We start from the raw sequence: 19,718 nt of genomic DNA, 5'->3' as shown, positions 1-19,718 counted from the left end.
TTAAATCGATTGTTTAGATTCATTCAATGCGTTTGCCATTGCTTTACCTAAAGTAATACACTGTTCATACATGTCTTCTTTCAGACTCATCTTCTCTTCGGCGGTAGCTCCTATAAATTCCCAGTTCATTTTTTCACCAAAAGCAGCTAATCTTTTACAAGCGGCACCAGACCATGTAAAATTACCAAAATAGCCAAAACAGCGTTTCTTAACTTCCCGGATTTCAATCTTTGACAAAATCGAATCTACTTCGGGGAAAAGAGCATTACTGTATGTAGGACTTCCCACAATCAGTCCTTTGTACTTAAATACATCCATCAGCACATTCGATGCATGCGATTTGGATACATTGTGCATTACAATATTCTTGACTCCGTTCTCAGCCAATGAGGCGGCAATCGCTTCAGCCATCTGTTCCGTATTTCCGTACATGCTGCCATATATGATACAAACGCCATCTTCGCCTTCGTAGCGACTCATCTTATCATAAATCTCGATTGCTTTATCTTTATATTTCCGCCAAACAGGTCCATGCGTAGAACAAATGGTGTTTACTTCAATTGTGTCAAGTTTCTTTAAAGCCCGCTGAACCGGATTACCATATTTTCCAACGATATTGGCATAATAGCGAACCATCTCATCCCAAAATCTGTCAACATTCATATCCTCATCAATAACAGCTCCTGAAAGCGCTCCGAAAGTACCGAATGCATCTGCAGAAAATAATATTTTATCCGTTGTTTCATACGTAAACATAACTTCAGGCCAATGAACCATCGGGGCCATAACAAACATCAGCTGACGTTTACCCAATGATAGCGTATCTCCCTCCTTCACTTCGTACAAGCCTGTAGTAATACCATGATATCCTTCCAACATGCCGAAGGTGGTTTTGTTCCCGATAATCTGCACATCAGGATATTGCTGACGGAGTAATCTAATGCTGCCGGCATGATCCGGCTCCATATGATTCACAATCAGGTAATCCAAAGATTTACCTTCCAGCGCATCTGCAATTTTTCTGAGAAAAGCATCCGAATAGCATACATCCACTGTATCTATCAGAACTGTTTTTTCATCTACTATCAAATACGAGTTATAAGAGACTCCGTACGGCAGCGGCCACAGGTTCTCAAAGAGGGCCTTCTGACGGTCGTTTACTCCTACGTAATATACCTTATCCGCAATACTTGTCAGTTTATACATAGTTTAATTCTTTTTTTGCAGTGCCCGATAAACGAACCAGCATCCTGCCAAAACGAAAGGAATGCTGAGCACTTGTCCCATATTAATCAACATAGAAGCTTCAAATTCTTCCTGATCATTCTTTAAAAACTCAATAAAAAAGCGGGAAGCAAATATACAAATCATAAAAATACCAAAGAGAAGACCCTCTTTTTTGAAAGCCTCTTTTCGGAAGTACAACCACATACAAAGAGCGAATGTTATCAGATAACACAACGCCTCATAAAGTTGGGTTGGATGACTTGGTGCTGTAAATACCGGAGCAGCCCCCATTTTCCATTGATGCAAGTTGTCAATAAAACGGAATCCCCAGGGAGCATCCGTTGCATGACCATAAATCTCATGATTCATTAAATTACCCAGACGAATCATTGCAGCTACAAGTCCGGTAGGTACCACCAGCTTATCAAAAGCCCACATGATACTTTTATGACTGATCTTCTTCGAATAGAAATAGATAGCAATCATAATACCCAATGTGCCTCCGTGACTGGCCAGACCACCCTCCCAAATCTTTAATATCTCGATAGGATTGGATAAATAATACTGAGGGGCATACAAAAGGCAATGACCTAAACGAGCACCAACTACCGTTCCAATCATGGTATAGATCAACAACTGATCCAACCAGGCAGGATCCAGTTTCTCATTTTTCCACATACGTTCCACAATCTTGTAACCAATTAGGAAACCGAATGCAAAAGCAAGTCCGTACCAACGTATTTCTCGTGAACCAATGGAAAAGATAGCAGGATCTGCTGTCCAGGTAATAAATGATAACATAGTATTTATATTTTATCCGTAAGGAAGACTGGTATTATACCAGTCTTCTTATTAAATCTTCCTTATCGCCATAAAGCATATCGATCACCGGCAATTCAATCATGGTGTAAGCACCCGGCTGTTGCTTAAACGAAGCACGGGCAACAGACACTAAAATCTGAGCTGTAAGCGCCGGGTTGTTGATTTTCATATTGAAATCAACCAACTGATTCTGTGTCTTTCCAGATACTCCTTTACGCGTAAGCTGAACTCCATGACCCATATCCAGCAAATTATCCACACATTCCACCTGCATTACATGTGTCTCGTCGTGGGCAAAATATTCGTCGGCTTTAATTGCTGCAGCAACCTTAGCAAAATCATATCCATCTTTAACTTCAATATACACCATTCTGCGGTGAATACCGGTTCCTGTTGGAATAGTCATACTTAACGCGGCCTTTACACCTTCAATGGCTTTTACTGCAACAGTATGTCCCATACTCATACCTGGGCCAAAGTTCGTATATGTAATGCCTTTAGGCACCATCGCCTCAAGTAGTGCACGAACAACCGAGTCGCTTCCCGGATCCCATCCTGCAGAAATCACAGATACAGCATTGTGAGCTTTTGCTACAGCATTAAGAGAGCGGCGCAGAGCAACAATTCCTCCATGAATATCGTAGCTGTCCACCGTATTGATACCCAATGAAAGAATTTCCTTCGCATAAGATTCTACGCTACGGGTTGGGGTACAAAGCACAGCAACATCTACCTTTTCAAGTTCGGTGATTTTACTAACCACCTTATATTCCTTAAGCTCGACCGGAACCTCTGATGGATTGCGACGAACAACGCCTGCAACCTCAAAATCGGGTGCAGCTTCCAAAGCCTCTAAAACATATTTTCCAATATTGCCATATCCCACAATGGCTGCTCTAATCTTTTTCATGCGTTTATTAATTTCTTTCTATTTAGGCTGCAAAGTTAATCATAATATAGGGAGATACAACAAGATAGCCCAGACTTTTTATTAGCAGTCCGGGCCACCCAAATAACAACTGTACTATATTATTCTCTTATTTCTTTTCAAAACCTGCATCAAACGCTCTTGACGAAGGCATAAAGTCAAAGTGCTTCACTAAACGGCACGATTCTTCTGCTCCTTGTTCCCTGTCCATGGCACTATCTTCCCATTCCACCGAAAGCGGACCGGAATATCCAATATGATTAAGTGCCCGGATAATCTCCTCAAATTTAATTTTTCCTCTTCCCAAGCTTCTGAAGTTCCAAAAACGACGTGGATCTCCAAAGGTTACATAACCACCAAAAACACCCACCTGCTTAGGGGTATCACTCCAGTAAACATCTTTCATGTGCACATGGAAAATCCTTTCCGGGAACTGATATATGAAATCAACATAATCAACCCCCTGATAACCTAAATGACTTGGATCATAGTTGAACCCGAACGAAGGGTGATAATTAACAGCTTCCAAAGCTCTTTTCGCTGTAACTGTATCGAAAGCTATTTCAGTAGGATGTACTTCCAACGCAAAACGAACCCCTAACTCCTGATAAGCATCTAATATAGGAGTAAATCTTCGTGCAAAATCGGCATATCCCTCATTCACCATCTCTTCCGTTACCGGAGGAAACGAATACAAATAATGCCAGATGGAACTTCCTGTAAAACCTACCACCGTATCAACACCAAGGGCTTTGGCGGCATGTGCCGTACGAATCAGCTCTTCGGCTGCTCTCTGACTAACACCTTCCGGGTCACCATCACCCCAAATATAATCGGGCAGGATACTTTTATGGCGCTCATCAATCCGATCGCACACGGCCTGACCTATCAGATGGGTAGAAATCGTGTATAATTGCATTCCATAAAACGATAACAAATCTTTAATCTGCATATAATATTCTTTGTCAGATCGACGAACATCCAAATGATCGGGCAAGCCTAATTCCAACCCGTCGTAACCAAAAGCCTTAGCCTTCTCACAAACTGTCTGCAAAGGTAAGTCTCCCCATTGCAAAGTATATAACGTAACCGGTCTAGCCATACTATAAATATTTAATCAACCATTTTCACCCATTTCTTATCACTGTTACTGGAAGCTACCACAGTTTCAATAAACTGCATACCCCTCACCCCTTCCTGTACTGAAGGGAAATCCAGACATAAGGAAGAAGGTTCTTTTCCCTCTTTCATTGCCTGCAACGTTAGTGCAAAATTTCTGTAAATATTTGCGAAAGCCTCAATGTATCCCTCCGGATGACCACCCGGGGTACGCGAATTATGAGCAGCCATCTCAGACATATACCCATTCGATGTCCGAATCATTTCTCTCGGACGATCAGGCCACTTCATCCACATGGTATTGGGCTCTTCCTGACACCACTCCAAACCACCTTTTGTTCCGTAGATACGAATTTTTAGCGCGTTTTCTTCACCAACAGCAATTTGCGATGCAGTCAGCACACCTTTTGCATCCCCTTCGTATCTGATCAGCATTGCTCCGTCATCATCCAATAAACGTCCGGGAACAAACGTATTCAGCTCCGCACATAATTCTATTGCTTTAAGCCCGGTAATATATTCAACTAAATTAAAAGCATGTGTGCCGATATCACCCATACACCCTGCTTTACCCGATCGCTTAGGATCTACTCGCCATGCAGCCTGCTTATTTACACCAGCACAATCACTATACAACCAGCCTTGGGGATATTCCACATAAATACGGCGCACTTTTCCTATATCACCACGCAAAACCCTTGTCCGAGCCTCTTTCACCATGGGGTAACCCGTATAGGTATGTGTAAGTGCAAATAATTTTCCGGAAACTTTCACCTGTTCTCGTAATGCCTTAGCCTCCTCCAGCGTATAGGTAACCGGCTTGTCCAGTACAACATGGAATCCATGCTTCAAGGCCATCATAGCCGGTTCGAAATGCACATGATTGGGTGTAACGATAGAAACGAAATCCATCCGTTCAGCTTCCGGAAGCTTGGCTTCCTCTTCGATCATCTCCTGATAAGAATTGTAAATCCGGTCTTCCGGCAAGAAAAGGCTACGTCCGGAAGCGACTGAAACAGAGGGTGTGCCACTAAAGCATCCACACACCAGGTCTATCTGTCCATCCAGATTAGCCGCAATACGGTGTACAGCTCCAATAAAAGAACCGTTGCCTCCACCTATCATTCCCATTTTAATTTTTTGTTTCATAACAATATCGTACTATGGTTTTTACAAAAGTTATGGAACAAATCTAAGAAAAAAAATGAGTGATGCTATTATTTATTCATTATTTATTTTTAATATCAAATAATAAGGTTTTCTTTGTGGACTGGAAGTCGGAATATATTAATCCGACTCAAACCACAGTGTTAACCATTAAAACCTCAACTATGATGAGTAAAACAGAATTTTCTATTCTTGCGTGTCTGATTTTGTTCTGCAACTGCAGCAATCCTTTAATTGAAGAAGAAAAACCGGACTCCAAAACCTATCCTGTTCAATTTAGCGTCCAACTCAGCAAAGAGGTATTGCCATACGTTACGACCAAAGGTTATCCAACGGGAATCATTCCGGAACCACAAACTAAAGCAGACGAAATTACCGAACCTGCACCAGGGACATTGGAATCAATCTGCACCAAAATTGAATATGTAGTCTATAAGGCAGACAACACTACCGTTCCCTTCAGGAAACAGCATTACAGTAGTACCGGCTCTCAGGATTTTGGAATCATTTACGATCAACTACCCATGGGGAGCTACAAAATCTGTCTGCTTGCACATAGCTCCGTAACCGATTCCCTGAACAATAACATACTTACTTTTCAGGAAACAACCGATACATTTTACAAACAGATAACACTTGAAGTAGGATCGGGAGAAGAGATTATACAGGATATAAATATTGAACGAATCGTTGGGAAACTTGAGTTCTTTGCAACCGACAGTGTTCATTCGGGTCTCAAGCAATTTGAAATCAAACTCTCCGGATATCCCGACAAGCTCAACATACTGACCGGAATCGCAACTGCATCCTCAGACACAAAAGCCTTTACCCATCTTTTTTCTCCTGAAGATATTGGAAAAATAAATCAGAGCCATTCCTTGCTCACATTTATTCCCGAAACCGGAAAACCGATGTCGGCAAAGATAAAGTCGACCAACCATGCCGGGCAATTACTCAGAGACTATCACATTGCTTCCGTAACACCAGAAAGCAATAAAATGGTACGATATTCGGGAAAGTTATACGAATCAAGGTTAAGCAACGATACATTTACATTATATCCAGTCAGCACCAACTGGGGTGGTACAATCGACAAACCATTAGGCGATTGATTATATACATTTACAGGGGTGTTGTAACCTGTCAAGTACATCAACACCCCTGTGATTTATTTATCTCTTGTATAAAAATAGTTTCCAGCGTTCTTCAGCACTACCATTCACATACATATCATACCTGGCCATCGTAAAAAACAAATCAGATAATCTGTTTACAAAGCGAAGTACGGTTTCGGGAAGCGGATCTTGCTTATGTAATGTCCACAATCGTCTTTCTGCTCTACGGGCAACCGTGCGGGCAAGTTGGCAATGAGCTGAGACCGGTGTACCTCCGGGAAGAATAAAATATTCACTTTCAGAAATGGCAGCCGTAATCCGATCGATCTCCTTTTCACAGTAAAGATCCATATCCTCCTTTATCTTATTGGGATTTTTATCCCTCAAGGCCGACGGTGTAGCAACTTCAGACATAGCAACCATGAGCTCCACCTGGATAGTAAACAAGAACGAATGCCATTCGTGGTTTTCCGGCAAAAGCGATCTCACAACCCCTATGGTTGAATTTAATTCATCCAAGCAGCCATTGGCTTCAATCCGGATATCATCCTTATCCACCCTCTCGCCGCCAAAAATACCAGTACGACCTTTATCGCCTCCTTTTGTATAAATCTTCATATAACTAACATTTATGATTCCACAGATTCATCAAATCGAGCTCGCCCCAATATAGATGAGTATAACCTGCTATTGTATTCTTATAACGAAATAAATTTGTTTTTGTTCTCACTCCCTTCGCATTATATATAGAAATATCTGATATAGAATCCGTTTGAGGATCTTTAATCCGAGAATAATGAAATTCATGTCCCCGTATATTCTCAATTCCATTATATGTAAATGTACGGTAACCAAGGGTAAGTTTCATATCTTGCATGGTAGCTTCCTGGTCAAAAACACCAACCATCGAATAAAGGTTGCCATCCATTCCAACAATCACCTTACTTAAATACATCATTCCTCCGCATTCGGCTAAAAGATTACCTCCATTCTCTGCATAGGCTTTTATGGAGTGAAGCATTGTTTTATTTTCTGTCAGCTTGTCCAAATACAATTCCGGATAACCTCCTGGCAGATATACCAAATCGGCAGAAGGTAATTTAGCATCATCAAGAGGACTAAAAAAGACAACTTCTCCCAACCGTTTTAATTGAGCCAGATTTTCTCTGTAAATAAAATTAAAAGCATTGTCGTAAGCAACTGCAATCTTAATGTCACCTCTTATATCCAACTCGTTCTGCTCAGACTTATCAGGCAGGCAAAAAGGCATGTTTGATATTTTAAGCAAACGATCCAAATCAACAAACTCCTCTATAATCTCTGCCGCTCTGTTTGCGAAATCATCCATACAAAAAGAATTGTCAATTGACAAGCCTAAGTGTCTGGAAGGAACTTCAAGCTCTTTTTTGTTCGGGATGTAGCCCAAACACTCAACCCCTGTATCCTTACAGGCTTGTTGTAAATAAGCATAATGAGTCTCTGAAGACACCCGGTTAAAGACAACTCCTGCAATGTTTATGTTTTTATTAAAATGTTTATAACCAAATAAAACAGGAGCTGCCGAATAAGCCATTGATTTGGCATTTAGAATCAACACAACAGGGATTCCAAGCAACTCTGCCAATTTAGCGCTGCTACCCTTCATACCGTCGTATCCGTCATAAAGGCCCATAACTCCCTCTGTAATACAGACATCCGCATTGGTACCATATTTAGCATATAAATTTCGGATATGCGATTCAGAGGATAAAAATAAATCAAGATTAACCGACTCTTCACCTGCGGCTAGCAAATGATATTTAGTATCAATGTAGTCGGGACCGCATTTAAAGGGTTGCGCCTTCAAACTCCGATTCTTCAATGCCCTTAACAGTCCGAGAGTAAAAGTAGTTTTACCGCTTCCTGAAGAGGCAGCCCCTACCAACAATTGAGGTTTCATAAATAATTAAATCTTAATTTTATTGTGCAAATATAAATAAACATCTTAACTTTGCCCCTGATTTGGTGATACGATCGCATTCTGCGATTTGTATAAAAGGGAATCCGGTTTGAATCCGGAACAGTACCCGCTACTGTAAAGTCCTTACTTTCAAAAGTTGAAAGTAATAAAAGAAAGCAAGCTCACACCACTGTTTCGAGAGAAATGGGAAGGTCGCTTTCTGGACATAGTCAGGAAACCTGCCAGTCGATAAATAAATTCCGCGTCCTCGGGTTAAAGGATACCATTTATTAACTATTATTTCTCAAACATGAAAAGAAAAGGTTTACTAACAACCCTGTTGTGGGGGTGTGTTGTAATTTGTTCGTTAGCGCAAGTCACGTTAAGCGGAAAAGTTGTTAACGTAAAAAACGGAAAACCCATTGAAGGAGTTAACGTCCGGCTCGAACAAACCACCATTGGTTGCGCAACCAATAGTAAAGGTGAATTTATACTTAAAAATGTTCCCGATGAATCATTCACACTTCGGGCCAGTTGCCTGAATTACATTCCTGTAGAAAAGAAAATCCACGGAACACAATTGAACATGCTTATTGAAATGGAAAATTCAGGCATAAATCTGGATCATGTTGTAATTACTGGAACCGGAACCCATCGCAGGATACAAGACAGCCCTGTCCCTGTGGAAATAATCAACGGGAATGATTTAAAAAGGGCTGGTATTACAAATTTCAAAGATGCATTAAACATGCTGAATCCCTCTTTTTCATTTTCCACCACGGCTATGGCCAGTTATATGACATTAAACGGTCTGGGGAATAAGCATATTCTGGTTCTTATTAACGGACAGAAGCTTGCCGGAGATGTATCCGGAAATGTTGATCTTTCCCGTATTAATCTTAGCAATGTCAAACGAATTGAAATACTGAAAGGAGCAGCTTCATCTCTTTACGGATCGGAAGCAATGGGTGGTGTCATAAACATAATTACCGATCAACCTAAAAACCTGGTCAATGTTACCTCCGAAACCCGCTTTGCTGAAGAAAATCAATTCGATCAGACAATCAATCTGGATATCAACACCGGAAAATTCGGTTCATTTACAACCTACAACAGACGACAATCGGATGGCTGGCAGCTAAACAATCAAGCCATCACATACGACTCAAAGGGAAACGAGAAGCTGACTGAAACAAACAAGAAAGCTTCTGATAAATTTTACTCCAATATTCTGACCCAGCACTTCACCTATTCTGCAACGAAAGCTCTATCGTTCTATGCCCGGGGCAGTATGTATAATAAAGAGAACGACCGTCCAGTCTCGGAATACGACTATAACCTGGCATACAATGATTATAGCCTGGCACTTGGAAGTAAGTTTCTTTTAGGAAATGCATCCTATATCAGTCTGGATTTGTACAATGACAATTTTGAAGGGACCAAAGAATATATCAAGGATGTAAAAGATAAAAAGGGAAATATTACCATAAAGAATGGAACATCGGCATTAAGTAAACGCCAACACTATTACAATGCCAATCTAAAAAGTGTATTTATGGCTGGAGACTTCAATAAAATCACAATAGGTTCCGAATACGTTACTGACAAACTGAAGAATCCGGAAGCACTTGCGGGAGACAAACAAGCGTACACGATGGCTTTGTATACACAAGATGAAATCAAATTTTTACAGAATTTTCAGGCGATCGTTGGGTTGAGATATATTTACCATGAAACATTCAAGAATAGGTTTACTCCCAAGCTGTCACTTATGTATTCACCCGGAGCATTTAATTTCAGAGCAACCCACTCCAGTGGGTTCAGAGCTCCTTCGTTGGAAGAACTCTATTACAACAAAGAGAAAAACGGAACGCTGAGTGCCGGAAACATTAACCTTAAGCCCGAAAAAAGCAATTATTATGCATTAAACGGCGAATTCTTGAGCAGGCTGTTTTCGATTTCTGCGACTGCCTACATTAACAATTTAGACAATCTTATCACCAGTAAACAAGTTGCCCTTACCGAAACAGACATTGCTAACAGTATAACCAAACGTATGGAATACCAGAATGTTGATAAGGCTCGAGTAAAAGGAGTCGATATTTCAATAAACAGCTATCTGGGATATGGAATTTCACTGGGTGGTTCGTACAGTTTTGCGGATGCAAAAGACACGAATACGGATTCACGTTTACCTCGTAGTATAAAGCATTCCGGAAGTATAAACAGCAATTGGAACAAAGTCTGGGACTTTTACACATTAAATGTTAATCTCGCAGGCAGACTTCAAAGTGAACGATTTGAAACCGGCACGTATGGGAATGCACCAGGTTATCAGCTATGGAATCTATCTACTCGACATACATTCAACAACCTGGCAAATTTTATACTTGAGCCCGGTATCGGTGTCGAAAACATTTTTAATTATCGTGACGACCGGCCTTACAACAGTAATTATGCCACTCTGTCGCCCGGCCGCACCTTCTATGTAAGTTTACTTCTTAAATTTCGTAAGTAATGAAATATACAATCATATGCCTTGCCCTATTAATAAGCTTAGTATGTAAGGCAAGCAACGGGGATAATTTTGAAGAATCAAATCTGTTCGAAACAATGCAGCCAGGAGACAAAGCTGCATTATTGGTTGTTCATTTCGGCACTACGCACGATCTTACCAGAAAACGTACAATAGAGGTGATAAACAATAAAATGAAATCAGCATTTCCTGATGTTAGTATTCGTGAGGCTTACACTTCCCGGATTGTAATTAACCGACTGAAGCAAAAGAACATAATCAAACAAACGCCCTCCGACGTATTATTTTCTTTAAAAGAAGAAGGGTATACGCATATTATAGTGCAATCAAGCAATATAATCGAAGGGATAGAGATGGAAGCATTACGTCGTGAAGTCGAAAACATGGAATCGCAATTCAAAGATATCCGTATCGGAAATCCACTACTGTACACAGTGGAGGATTACGAAAAAGTGGTAGATGTTCTCAGTGCAGAATATAAGGGAAGTAATACGACCCTGTTTGTTGGTCACGGCACATATACTCCGGCAACAGCATGCTATGCCATGTTAGACTATATGTTGAAGGATAAAGGATTTAGCCAGATGCATATAGGCACAATAGAGGGTTATCCTTCGTTTGAAACGGTATTACGTCGGCTAAAATCTGATCAGAATAAACAAGTTACGCTGGTTCCTTTTATGTTTGTTGCCGGCGACCATGCCGTTAATGATATTGATACCGAATGGAAAAGTGCACTTGAAAAAGAGGGATTCAGGGTAAATACCAATTTAAGAGGATTGGGCGAAATTCCTATGATTCAAGATCAATTTATTGAACATGCACGTTTCGCCTGCAACTACAAAATGGTAAAGATTCTTGATAAGAAGAAACGATATGCAAACGAAGGGAATTAGACAGATCATAACCCGATCCATATATACAATTCACAGGATACTGGGGACTTTCCTCAGTATCCTGTTTCTAATGTGGTTTCTTTCAGGGTTAGTTATGATGTATCATACCTTCCCAAAGGTATGGGATAAAGAGAAGTTGCAAAAAACAGAAATACTGGATTCTCTTCTCCCACCCATTGAAACAATAGCAGGCCGCATTCCATCGGACGAGAAAATTAATAACATTGAAGTAAGTCGATTTTTAAATCAGACTGTATTCCGGATTCAAACCAACAAACATGTTTATTTCTTACCTGCCGATTCAACTGAACAGTTGCAGGATATAAGCAGTAAAAGAATCTATCAGATTGCTCAGAAATGGAACAGCTCCTCAATCAACAGGATTGACACATTGCACAAACTTGATCAATGGACCCCGTTTGAAGAACTTAAAAAAGAACTTCCATTTATAAAATTTTACTTTTCTGATAACAAAAAACATGAATTATACATCTCATCACAAACAGGAGAAGTACTGCAGTACACGACACAAAAAGAACGTTTCTGGTCCTGGATGGGGGCGATTCCTCATTGGGTATATTTCACCAGCCTGCGGCAAGATCAGGCTCTTTGGACAAAGTCAATTATCTTTTTATCCGCATTGGGAATTATAATGACTTTGGCCGGATTGTACGTTGGAATTCATGCATACGTACAATGCCGGAAAAACAAATGTAGTTTCAAATCTCCCTATAAAAAAAGATGGTATTTGCTACATCATATAACGGGACTTATATTCGGACTGTTTGTCCTGACCTGGATATTCAGCGGTATGATGTCGGTAACGGAAACTCCCAATTGGATAATCAAGAAAAAAGAGCATTACCCAATTGAAAAGATACTGGAAGGAGATGCTATTCATCCGGAGCTGTATTCACTGGACTATAGAGAGGTGATAAGTCAGCTCTCCGGTACTGTTAAGAAAATAGAATGGGGACGATTCTACGACAAACCTTTATATCATATTGTAACTACAAGTAAAAAAATAACGTTGGATGCCTCTTCTAACAAAATCCTACCCTTAAATCTTAAGGAGAAAGAGATAACAAAGGCAATTGAAAGTATCCATGGAAAAGGTAGTACAAAAACAACTTTCTTAAAAGAATACGATACCTACTACCTTGCAAAATCAGGCCATCTACCGTTACCGGTTTACAAATCTGAGATAGCAGACGCAGACAATAGCTGCTACTATGTAAATCCCAAAAACGGTCAATACAGATATTACAATAACCGTAAACGGTGGGACTTCTGGTTATATAAAGGAATGCACGGTCTTACCTTCCAATTTCTGGTTACCAGGCCACTACTCCGGTTAACCGTTCTATGGATACTTATGTTAGGAGGAACCGTTGTTTCGGTATCCGGAGTCGTACTTGGAGCAAGATATGTAATACGTAAAATAAGAAGATTGAATCTGCGAAAACAAAAAAAATTAAATAAATAATCCATACGTTTGTATGAATAAGAAGAAACAATCCAAATGAAACAAGGAAAAATAGTCGTAGCCGGAATTGGACCGGGAGATATACTTGATATTACTCCCGCTGTTCGGACAGCCATTAGCAGTGCGGATGTTGTTGTAGGATATAAATATTACTTTCAGTTTATTTCCACTCTTATCACTCCAGGGACTCACTGTGTTGATACAGGAATGAAACGGGAAAAAGCAAGAGCTGAAGAGGCCTTCAATTATGCAGAAGAAGGAAAATCGGTTTGTGTGATAAGTTCCGGTGATGCAGGGATTTATGGGATGGCTCCTCTAATTTTTGAAATGAAAGAAGAACGCAAAAGCAACATTTCGGTGGAAGTGCTGCCCGGAATAAGTGCCTTTCAGAAAGCCGCCGCCATACTGGGAGCTCCCATAGGTCACGATTTCTGCATCATCTCACTTTCGGATCTGATGACTCCTTGGGAAAAGATTGAAAAAAGAATAGTGGCAGCAGCTACGGCCGACTTTGTAACAGCTGTTTACAACCCGCGAAGCGAAGGGAGGTATTGGCAATTGCACCGGCTTAGGGAGCTATTTCTGCAAGACCGATCCCCATTAACACCGGTCGGATTTGTTCGTCAGGCTGGCAGAGAAGAACAAGAAATTTCCATGACTACACTGGAATCCTTTAATCCGGAACAAGTGGATATGTTTACCGTTGTCATAATAGGCAATTCTCAAACCAAATCATTTGACGGCAAAATGGTCACACCTCGTGGATATTTCCGCGACAAAACCCCGATCGAGGCTGGCATCGGACAAGAAATCATGATTCGCAGTTTCCAGACAATCGAAAAAGAATTGCAAAACAAAAATATCCCTTTGGATCACAAATGGGCCCTGCTTCATGCCATCCATACCACTGCCGATTTTGAAATGGAGCAACTCCTTTATATTGATCCCGGTGCAGTTGCCTTGCTATATAAGAAGCTGAACGCTGGTAAATCTGTCACCATTGTTACGGATGTTACCATGGCAGCAGCCGGTATACGCAAGGCAGCTTTACAGCGGATGGGTATTGAAGTAAAATGCTATTTGTCCGACCAGCGGATCGTACCAATTGCTGCCGAAAAAGGTATTACCCGTACCCAAGCAGGTATCAGACTTGCCGTAGCCGAACATCCGGATGCGCTCTTTGTATTTGGAAATGCCCCTACCGCCCTGATGGAATTATGCGATCTTATCAGGAAAAACAAAGCCGCCCCTATAGGGGTCATCGCAGCACCGGTAGGTTTTGTCAACGTAGAAGAATCCAAACATAGGATAAAACCATTTCACGAGATACCCAAAATCATCGTAGAAGGGCGAAAAGGGGGGAGCAATCTGGCCGCCACATTGGTTAATGCTATTCTCAGTTATAATGATGCAGAACAACTTCGTCCGGGGAGGGACGTATAATCTATGAAGTTTTATATAATAGGAATCAACGACAATCCAAGTCCGCAGTTTACTGACGAAGTCCATTCTGTAATCCGTTCGGGAAAAGTATTCTCCGGAGGAATTCGTCACCACGGGATTGTAGAGGGATTTCTTCCTTCTCATACTCAATGGATAGATATTACCGTACCGTTGGAACATGTATTTCAACAATATTTGGAACATCCGGAAATTGTGGTCTTCGCTTCCGGCGACCCTTTATTCTATGGTTTTGCCAATACAATACAGAACAAATTGCCAGACGCAGACATTGTTCTGTTTCCGGCATTCAATTCACTACAGATGTTGGCCCACTGTATGGTTTTACCTTATCACGACATGCAAATAGTCTCACTAACAGGGCGTCCATGGGATGCCCTGGATCAGGCATTGATTGAAGGTCATGGAAAAATAGGCATACTGACCGACCGGGAGAAAACTCCCGCAGCAATCGCTGTCCGCATGCTACACTACGGCTACACAAATTATCAGATAACAGTTGGAGAACATCTCGGCAATAATACTGAAAGCATCCGGACTTTTTCCGTAGATGAATTGGCAAACGAGACTTTTCGTTTCCCCAATTGCCTTATCATGGAACGAACCGGGTTACGCTCACGCCCCTTCGGGATCAATGAAGAAGACTTTCATTTACTGAACGGACGTAAAAAAATGATTACGAAAATGCCCGTCAGATTACTTACATTAAGCATGCTTGACCTCCGCCACCGACATGTTTTATGGGATATCGGCTTTTGCACAGGCTCCGTTTCCATTGAAGCTAAAATGCAATTTCCTCATCTGAAGATAATAGCCTTCGAGCAAAGAGAAGAAGGAAAAGAGCTAATGGAAATCAATAGCCGGAAATTCGGAACTCCGGGGATCACTTCCATTATAGGAAATTTCATGGAAGCAGACCTAAGCGATCTGCCTCTCCCTGATGCTGTTTTTATAGGTGGACACGGCGGTGAAATGCACTCCATACTCAAGAAAGTAAGTCGTTTTCTCACCCCTGATGGAATCATCGTTTTTAACGCCGTATCTTCGGACAGTGAAACACTCTTTCTCGAAGGGATCAAACAGGCTGAGATGGAACCTACAGGAAAAACAAGCATTACAATAGATAATTACAATACAATCCATGTGTTGGCCGCCAGGTTTAAGACAACGGACAATCACTCAATAATATAATCCTTATGAAAACAGGTATAGCCATACTAGTAGTTTCAGAAAGCAGCCTCCAGCTTTCCCTAACAATTGCAAAACATCTTCCAGGATCGAATCTATATTCAAGTTTTGAATCAATATTCACGGACACTATTCCATCCATTGCAATTTTTTTAAAGGAACATTTCAACAGGTTCGAAGCATTTGTATTTGTAGGATCATTAGGCATTTGCGTCCGTTCCCTTGCGCCATTTATAACGGACAAACATACAGATCCTGCCATCGTAAATATAGACAGCACCGGCAAATACATTGTATCCGTCTTGTCCGGACACATCGGCGGGGCAAACAGCCTTACCAAACAAATCGCACGCATTACAGGTGGACAGGCAGTTATTACTACCCAAAGTGATAATACAGATCTTTGGGCGCTGGACACCCTTGGTAAAACTTACCAATGGAAAGAAACAGTACATAATGCAACCATGAATAAACTGATTGCGTCCTTTGTTAACAAAAACCCGGTAGCTCTCTTACTGGAAGTAAGAGACCAAGGCACCAGTTATCTCGAACGTACTAAGCCCGATCATGTAAGCATATTCTACAGATACGAAGAAATTCCTCAGCAGAACTTTGCCATACTTATTGCTGTTACCCCCCACCTGTACAACCCGGCTATTCCTACACTCCATTTTCATCCGCAAGTATTTCATGTAGGAATCGGATGCCGTAAAAACTGTTTTCCACAAGGTATTAGCCAATACATTGAAAGTGTAATAATACAACAACAGCTCAGTCCCCTTTCCATTCGAAGCATCTCAACCATTGAACTGAAAAAAGATGAACCTCTATTACAGGAACTTCAAGCATACTTCCCGGACTCTGAAATACACATCTACCAGGCAGACGAATTAAAGGATATAAACATCCCCAATCCCTCCGAGAAAGTTTTTGAAGTAACCGGAGTGTATGGCATTGCAGAAAGTTCTGCAAGGAAAAGTGCAGGAAGCGGCCCTCTTCTAATTGAAAAACAAAAAGGAATGCTGAAAGAGGGAAACGATTTTACCTTTGCCCTGGCTCAAGACGTTACTTCGTTAAGAAAAGGGCATATAGAAATCGTAGGAGCCGGTCCGGGTGATCCGGAATTAATCTCAGTCAGAGGTCGTCGCATGCTGGAAGAAGCCGATCTTATACTATATGCCGGAAGCCTTGTCCCGGAAGAACTGACTCACTGTGCTAAACCAGGAGCCATAGTAAGAAGTTCGGCCGCCCTTAATCTGGAAGAACAGTTTGAATTAATGAAGCAATTTTACGACAAAGGATTATTCGTTGTACGCCTACATACCGGAGATCCCTGTATCTATGGAGCTATACAAGAACAGATGGCCTTTTTTGACACCTACGGAATGAGCTACCATATTACTCCCGGCATATCCTCTTTTCAAGCAGCAGCAGCAGCACTCCAATCACAGTTCACCATCCCGGAGAGGGTACAAACCATTATTCTCACCAGAGGAGAAGGTCGTACTCCTATGCCAGAAAAAGAAAAACTACATTTGCTGGCCAAATCACAAAGTACCATGTGTATTTTTCTGAGTGCCGGAGTGGTAGAACAGGTACAGGAAGAACTGCTCCAACACTATCCACCTACGACCCCTGTTGCCGCTTGCTACCATTTAACATGGAAAGACGAACGGATATACCGCAGTGAGTTGCAGAACCTGGTAAAGATTGTAAAAGAAAACAACCTCACCTTGACCACCATGATTGTAGTAGGCGAAGCCATCGACAATCGAGAGGGATTATCCAAACTCTATTCATCTAACTTTCATCATCTATTTCGCAAATGATACTTGTACTGGGAGGAACAACCGAAGGCAAAGAGGTAGTCCGCATCCTTGACGAGGCCGGACATCCATTCTATTACTCCACAAAGGGAGATAAGCAGGAGATCATTTGTAAAAACGGAATACGTATAACAGGAGGAATGAATGAAAATCAGATGACCGGATTTTGTGAAAAACATAAAATCAGTCTTCTGATTGATGCAGCTCATCCCTTTGCAGAATTGTTACATCAGACGGTTAGTGAAGTAGCCGAAAATTTACATATTCCGGTTATCAGATACGAACGGGTTTATCCTCCTCGCGATCCGGATATTATCTGGTGTTCTTCTTATGATGAGGCAATCTCTCAACTCAAAAAGTATCAAATTGAAAAGCTATTGGCACTTACCGGAGTACAAACCATACAGAAACTTCGCTCCTACTGGCAAGACCATGAATGCTGGTTCCGGATATTAGACAGGGAAGAGTCTCATCTTCTGGCAACCGCACAGGGATTCCCTTCCGAAAGAATTCTTTACTACACTCCCGGAGAAGACGAGTCATATCTTCTACAAAAACTTAACCCCAATGCCATTCTAACCAAGGAAAGTGGCCAAAGCGGATACTTTATACAAAAAACCGAAGCTGCCAGAAAGTTTGGGATTCCTATCTTTGCTATTAAAAGGCCTATATTACCGGACAGCTTTATAACCGTAACCGGACTGCTGGGTTTGCGTAAAGCCATGGAAAAGTCAGCCCCGGGATTCTTTCCCTTACGCAGTGGGTTTACAACCGGCACTTGCGCTACGGCGGCTTCAAAGGCCGCACTTATGGCCCTTTTGACTGGTAAAGAACAAAATTCATCTATTATTTCACTTCCTTCCGGCGAATGTATCACACTCCCCGTTATTCAAACCGACGTCCGGAACGATTCGGCCACTTGTTCTGTCGTTAAAGATGCGGGCGACGACCCCGATGTTACCAACGGTTGTACAATCAACGCAACAGTAGCATATAGCAAACAGACAGGAATCCAATTCCTTGCAGGAAAAGGAGTGGGAAAAGTAACACTTCCCGGTCTGGGACTCGAAATCGGAGGACCTGCTATCAATGCCACACCCCGGAAAATGATAACCAACGAACTTACATCGCTTTACTGTGGCGGATTAAGCGTTACTATTTCGGTACCCGAAGGAGAAACCATAGCCAAACGTACGTTTAACCCAAAGCTTGGGGTAGTTGGAGGTATCTCAATTATTGGTACATCCGGAATTGTAAAACCCTTCTCCTCCGAAGCATTTATTCGTTCCATACGCAAGGAAATTGAGGTTGCCAAAGCCTTGGGGATAGAACATCTGGTTATCAATTCCGGAGCAAAGAGTGAAAGATACGTAAAGGAACACTACCCGGAATTGCCCCCTCAGGCATTTGTTCATTTCGGCAATTTTATTGGCGAAACACTCTTAATCGCTAATGAACTGAAAATGCCGCACATCAGCATGGGCATCATGCTGGGCAAAGCTGTAAAACTGGCAGAAGGATATATGGATACTCACAGCAAGAAGGTAACTATGAACAAAGACTTCCTGATCCGGGCTGCTCAACAGTCGGGCTGTAACAAAGAAACGGAACAACTGATACACCAACTGACACTTGCCCGTGAATTATGGATAATACCTGAAGAAGAACAAGAAAAGCTCTTCCCTTATCTGTTACAGGAGTGTTATACCCATTGCAGCAAGCTCTTATCCAACAGCAACCTTACATTGTTGCTTTTGTCGGACAATGGCGACTGCAAACAAATCCTCACATCAAAACAATAATTGATAATCAATTTGTATCTTTGTTTCCTCAAAATGACAAGAGGCTCTTAACAAAATTTAAAAATAAAATGAATCCTTCATCTCAACAAATAAATCAAATGAAAATTACTGTTTATTTGCTTTTTTCTTTATTACTTCTATCCTGTTCAAAAACGGAACACGTCGATTCAGAAGCTGTTTATCAAAGTTTAACACCTGACCAACAA

General features: G+C 41.4%; 15 protein-coding genes and 1 riboswitch. Of the genes, 8 read left to right on the top strand and 7 right to left on the bottom strand.

All coding sequences use genetic code 11. The features are described from left to right. From F5613_RS13675 to F5613_RS13655, 5 genes are all read right to left on the bottom strand, one after another. Complete coding sequence (locus F5613_RS13675; RefSeq protein WP_179400172.1) at window positions 1-1,206, bottom strand: FprA family A-type flavoprotein; 1,206 nt, start codon at window positions 1,204-1,206, stop codon at window positions 1-3. A 3-nt stretch (window positions 1,207-1,209) separates the two neighbouring features. Continuing rightward, on the bottom strand, window positions 1,210-2,028 hold the full coding sequence (gene lgt, locus F5613_RS13670) for a prolipoprotein diacylglyceryl transferase (protein ID WP_068182215.1): 819 nt from the start codon (window positions 2,026-2,028) through the stop codon (window positions 1,210-1,212). A gap of 34 nt (window positions 2,029-2,062) precedes the next feature. Continuing rightward, a complete protein-coding gene (locus F5613_RS13665; protein WP_179400171.1) occupies window positions 2,063-2,959 on the bottom strand; it encodes a diaminopimelate dehydrogenase in 897 nt (298 codons plus the stop codon). Window positions 2,960-3,086: 127 nt separating this feature from the next. Beyond that, window positions 3,087-4,079 carry a sugar phosphate isomerase/epimerase family protein gene (locus tag F5613_RS13660; protein ID WP_068182210.1) on the bottom strand — a complete coding sequence of 331 codons (993 nt, stop codon included), beginning with the start codon at window positions 4,077-4,079 and terminating at the stop codon, window positions 3,087-3,089. Window positions 4,080-4,090: 11 nt separating this feature from the next. After that, a complete protein-coding gene (locus F5613_RS13655) occupies window positions 4,091-5,245 on the bottom strand; it encodes a Gfo/Idh/MocA family protein (protein ID WP_068182206.1) in 1,155 nt (384 codons plus the stop codon). 182 nt (window positions 5,246-5,427) lie between these two features. Here F5613_RS13655 and F5613_RS13650 point away from each other — a divergent pair, with 182 nt between their 5' ends. Next, entirely contained in the window at window positions 5,428-6,375 is a 948-nt protein-coding gene (locus F5613_RS13650; RefSeq protein ID WP_179400170.1) for a hypothetical protein, read from the top strand. Between the two features lie 60 nt (window positions 6,376-6,435). Here F5613_RS13650 and F5613_RS13645 read toward each other — a convergent pair whose 3' ends face one another. Next, complete coding sequence (locus tag F5613_RS13645) at window positions 6,436-6,996, bottom strand: cob(I)yrinic acid a,c-diamide adenosyltransferase (protein WP_068182200.1); 561 nt, start codon at window positions 6,994-6,996, stop codon at window positions 6,436-6,438. A gap of 4 nt (window positions 6,997-7,000) precedes the next feature. Then, a complete protein-coding gene (locus F5613_RS13640; protein ID WP_068182198.1) occupies window positions 7,001-8,317 on the bottom strand; it encodes a cobyrinate a,c-diamide synthase in 1,317 nt (438 codons plus the stop codon). A gap of 46 nt (window positions 8,318-8,363) precedes the next feature. Then, a riboswitch (cobalamin riboswitch) is annotated at window positions 8,364-8,578 on the top strand. A gap of 49 nt (window positions 8,579-8,627) precedes the next feature. On the opposite strand from F5613_RS13640, the gene F5613_RS13635 reads away from it, so the two are divergent. The 7 genes from F5613_RS13635 to cbiD all read left to right on the top strand — a co-directional run bounded on the left by F5613_RS13635 (window position 8,628) and on the right by cbiD (window position 19,512). Beyond that, window positions 8,628-10,835, top strand: coding sequence for a TonB-dependent receptor (locus F5613_RS13635; RefSeq protein ID WP_179400169.1), 2,208 nt, complete (start codon window positions 8,628-8,630; stop codon window positions 10,833-10,835). Beyond that, window positions 10,835-11,749, top strand: a complete 915-nt coding sequence (locus F5613_RS13630; RefSeq protein WP_068182194.1) for a sirohydrochlorin cobaltochelatase — start codon at window positions 10,835-10,837, stop codon at window positions 11,747-11,749. Before F5613_RS13635 ends, F5613_RS13630 begins: the two co-directional genes overlap by 1 nt. Before the next feature lie 94 nt (window positions 11,750-11,843). Then, window positions 11,844-13,235: a PepSY domain-containing protein gene (locus F5613_RS13625; RefSeq protein WP_394353474.1), complete on the top strand. Its 1,392-nt coding sequence runs from the start codon at window positions 11,844-11,846 to the stop codon at window positions 13,233-13,235. 36 nt (window positions 13,236-13,271) lie between these two features. Next, entirely contained in the window at window positions 13,272-14,678 is a 1,407-nt protein-coding gene (gene cobJ, locus F5613_RS13620; RefSeq protein WP_179400167.1) for a precorrin-3B C(17)-methyltransferase, read from the top strand. A gap of 3 nt (window positions 14,679-14,681) precedes the next feature. Beyond that, window positions 14,682-15,887 carry a precorrin-6y C5,15-methyltransferase (decarboxylating) subunit CbiE gene (gene cbiE, locus F5613_RS13615; protein ID WP_179400166.1) on the top strand — a complete coding sequence of 402 codons (1,206 nt, stop codon included), beginning with the start codon at window positions 14,682-14,684 and terminating at the stop codon, window positions 15,885-15,887. Window positions 15,888-15,892: 5 nt separating this feature from the next. After that, entirely contained in the window at window positions 15,893-17,713 is a 1,821-nt protein-coding gene (gene cobM / locus F5613_RS13610) for a precorrin-4 C(11)-methyltransferase (protein ID WP_179400165.1), read from the top strand. Then, window positions 17,710-19,512 carry a cobalt-precorrin-5B (C(1))-methyltransferase CbiD gene (gene cbiD, locus F5613_RS13605; protein ID WP_179400164.1) on the top strand — a complete coding sequence of 601 codons (1,803 nt, stop codon included), beginning with the start codon at window positions 17,710-17,712 and terminating at the stop codon, window positions 19,510-19,512. The genes cobM and cbiD overlap by 4 nt, the downstream gene beginning before the upstream one ends. Window positions 19,513-19,718: the final 206 nt, after the last annotated feature.

The sequence above is a fragment of the Macellibacteroides fermentans genome, assembly GCF_013409575.1.
Classification (GTDB): Bacteria; Bacteroidota; Bacteroidia; order Bacteroidales; family Tannerellaceae; genus Macellibacteroides; species Macellibacteroides fermentans.
Note: the sequence above shows the minus strand (reverse complement) of the source record. Positions and strands in the feature narration are given on the sequence as shown.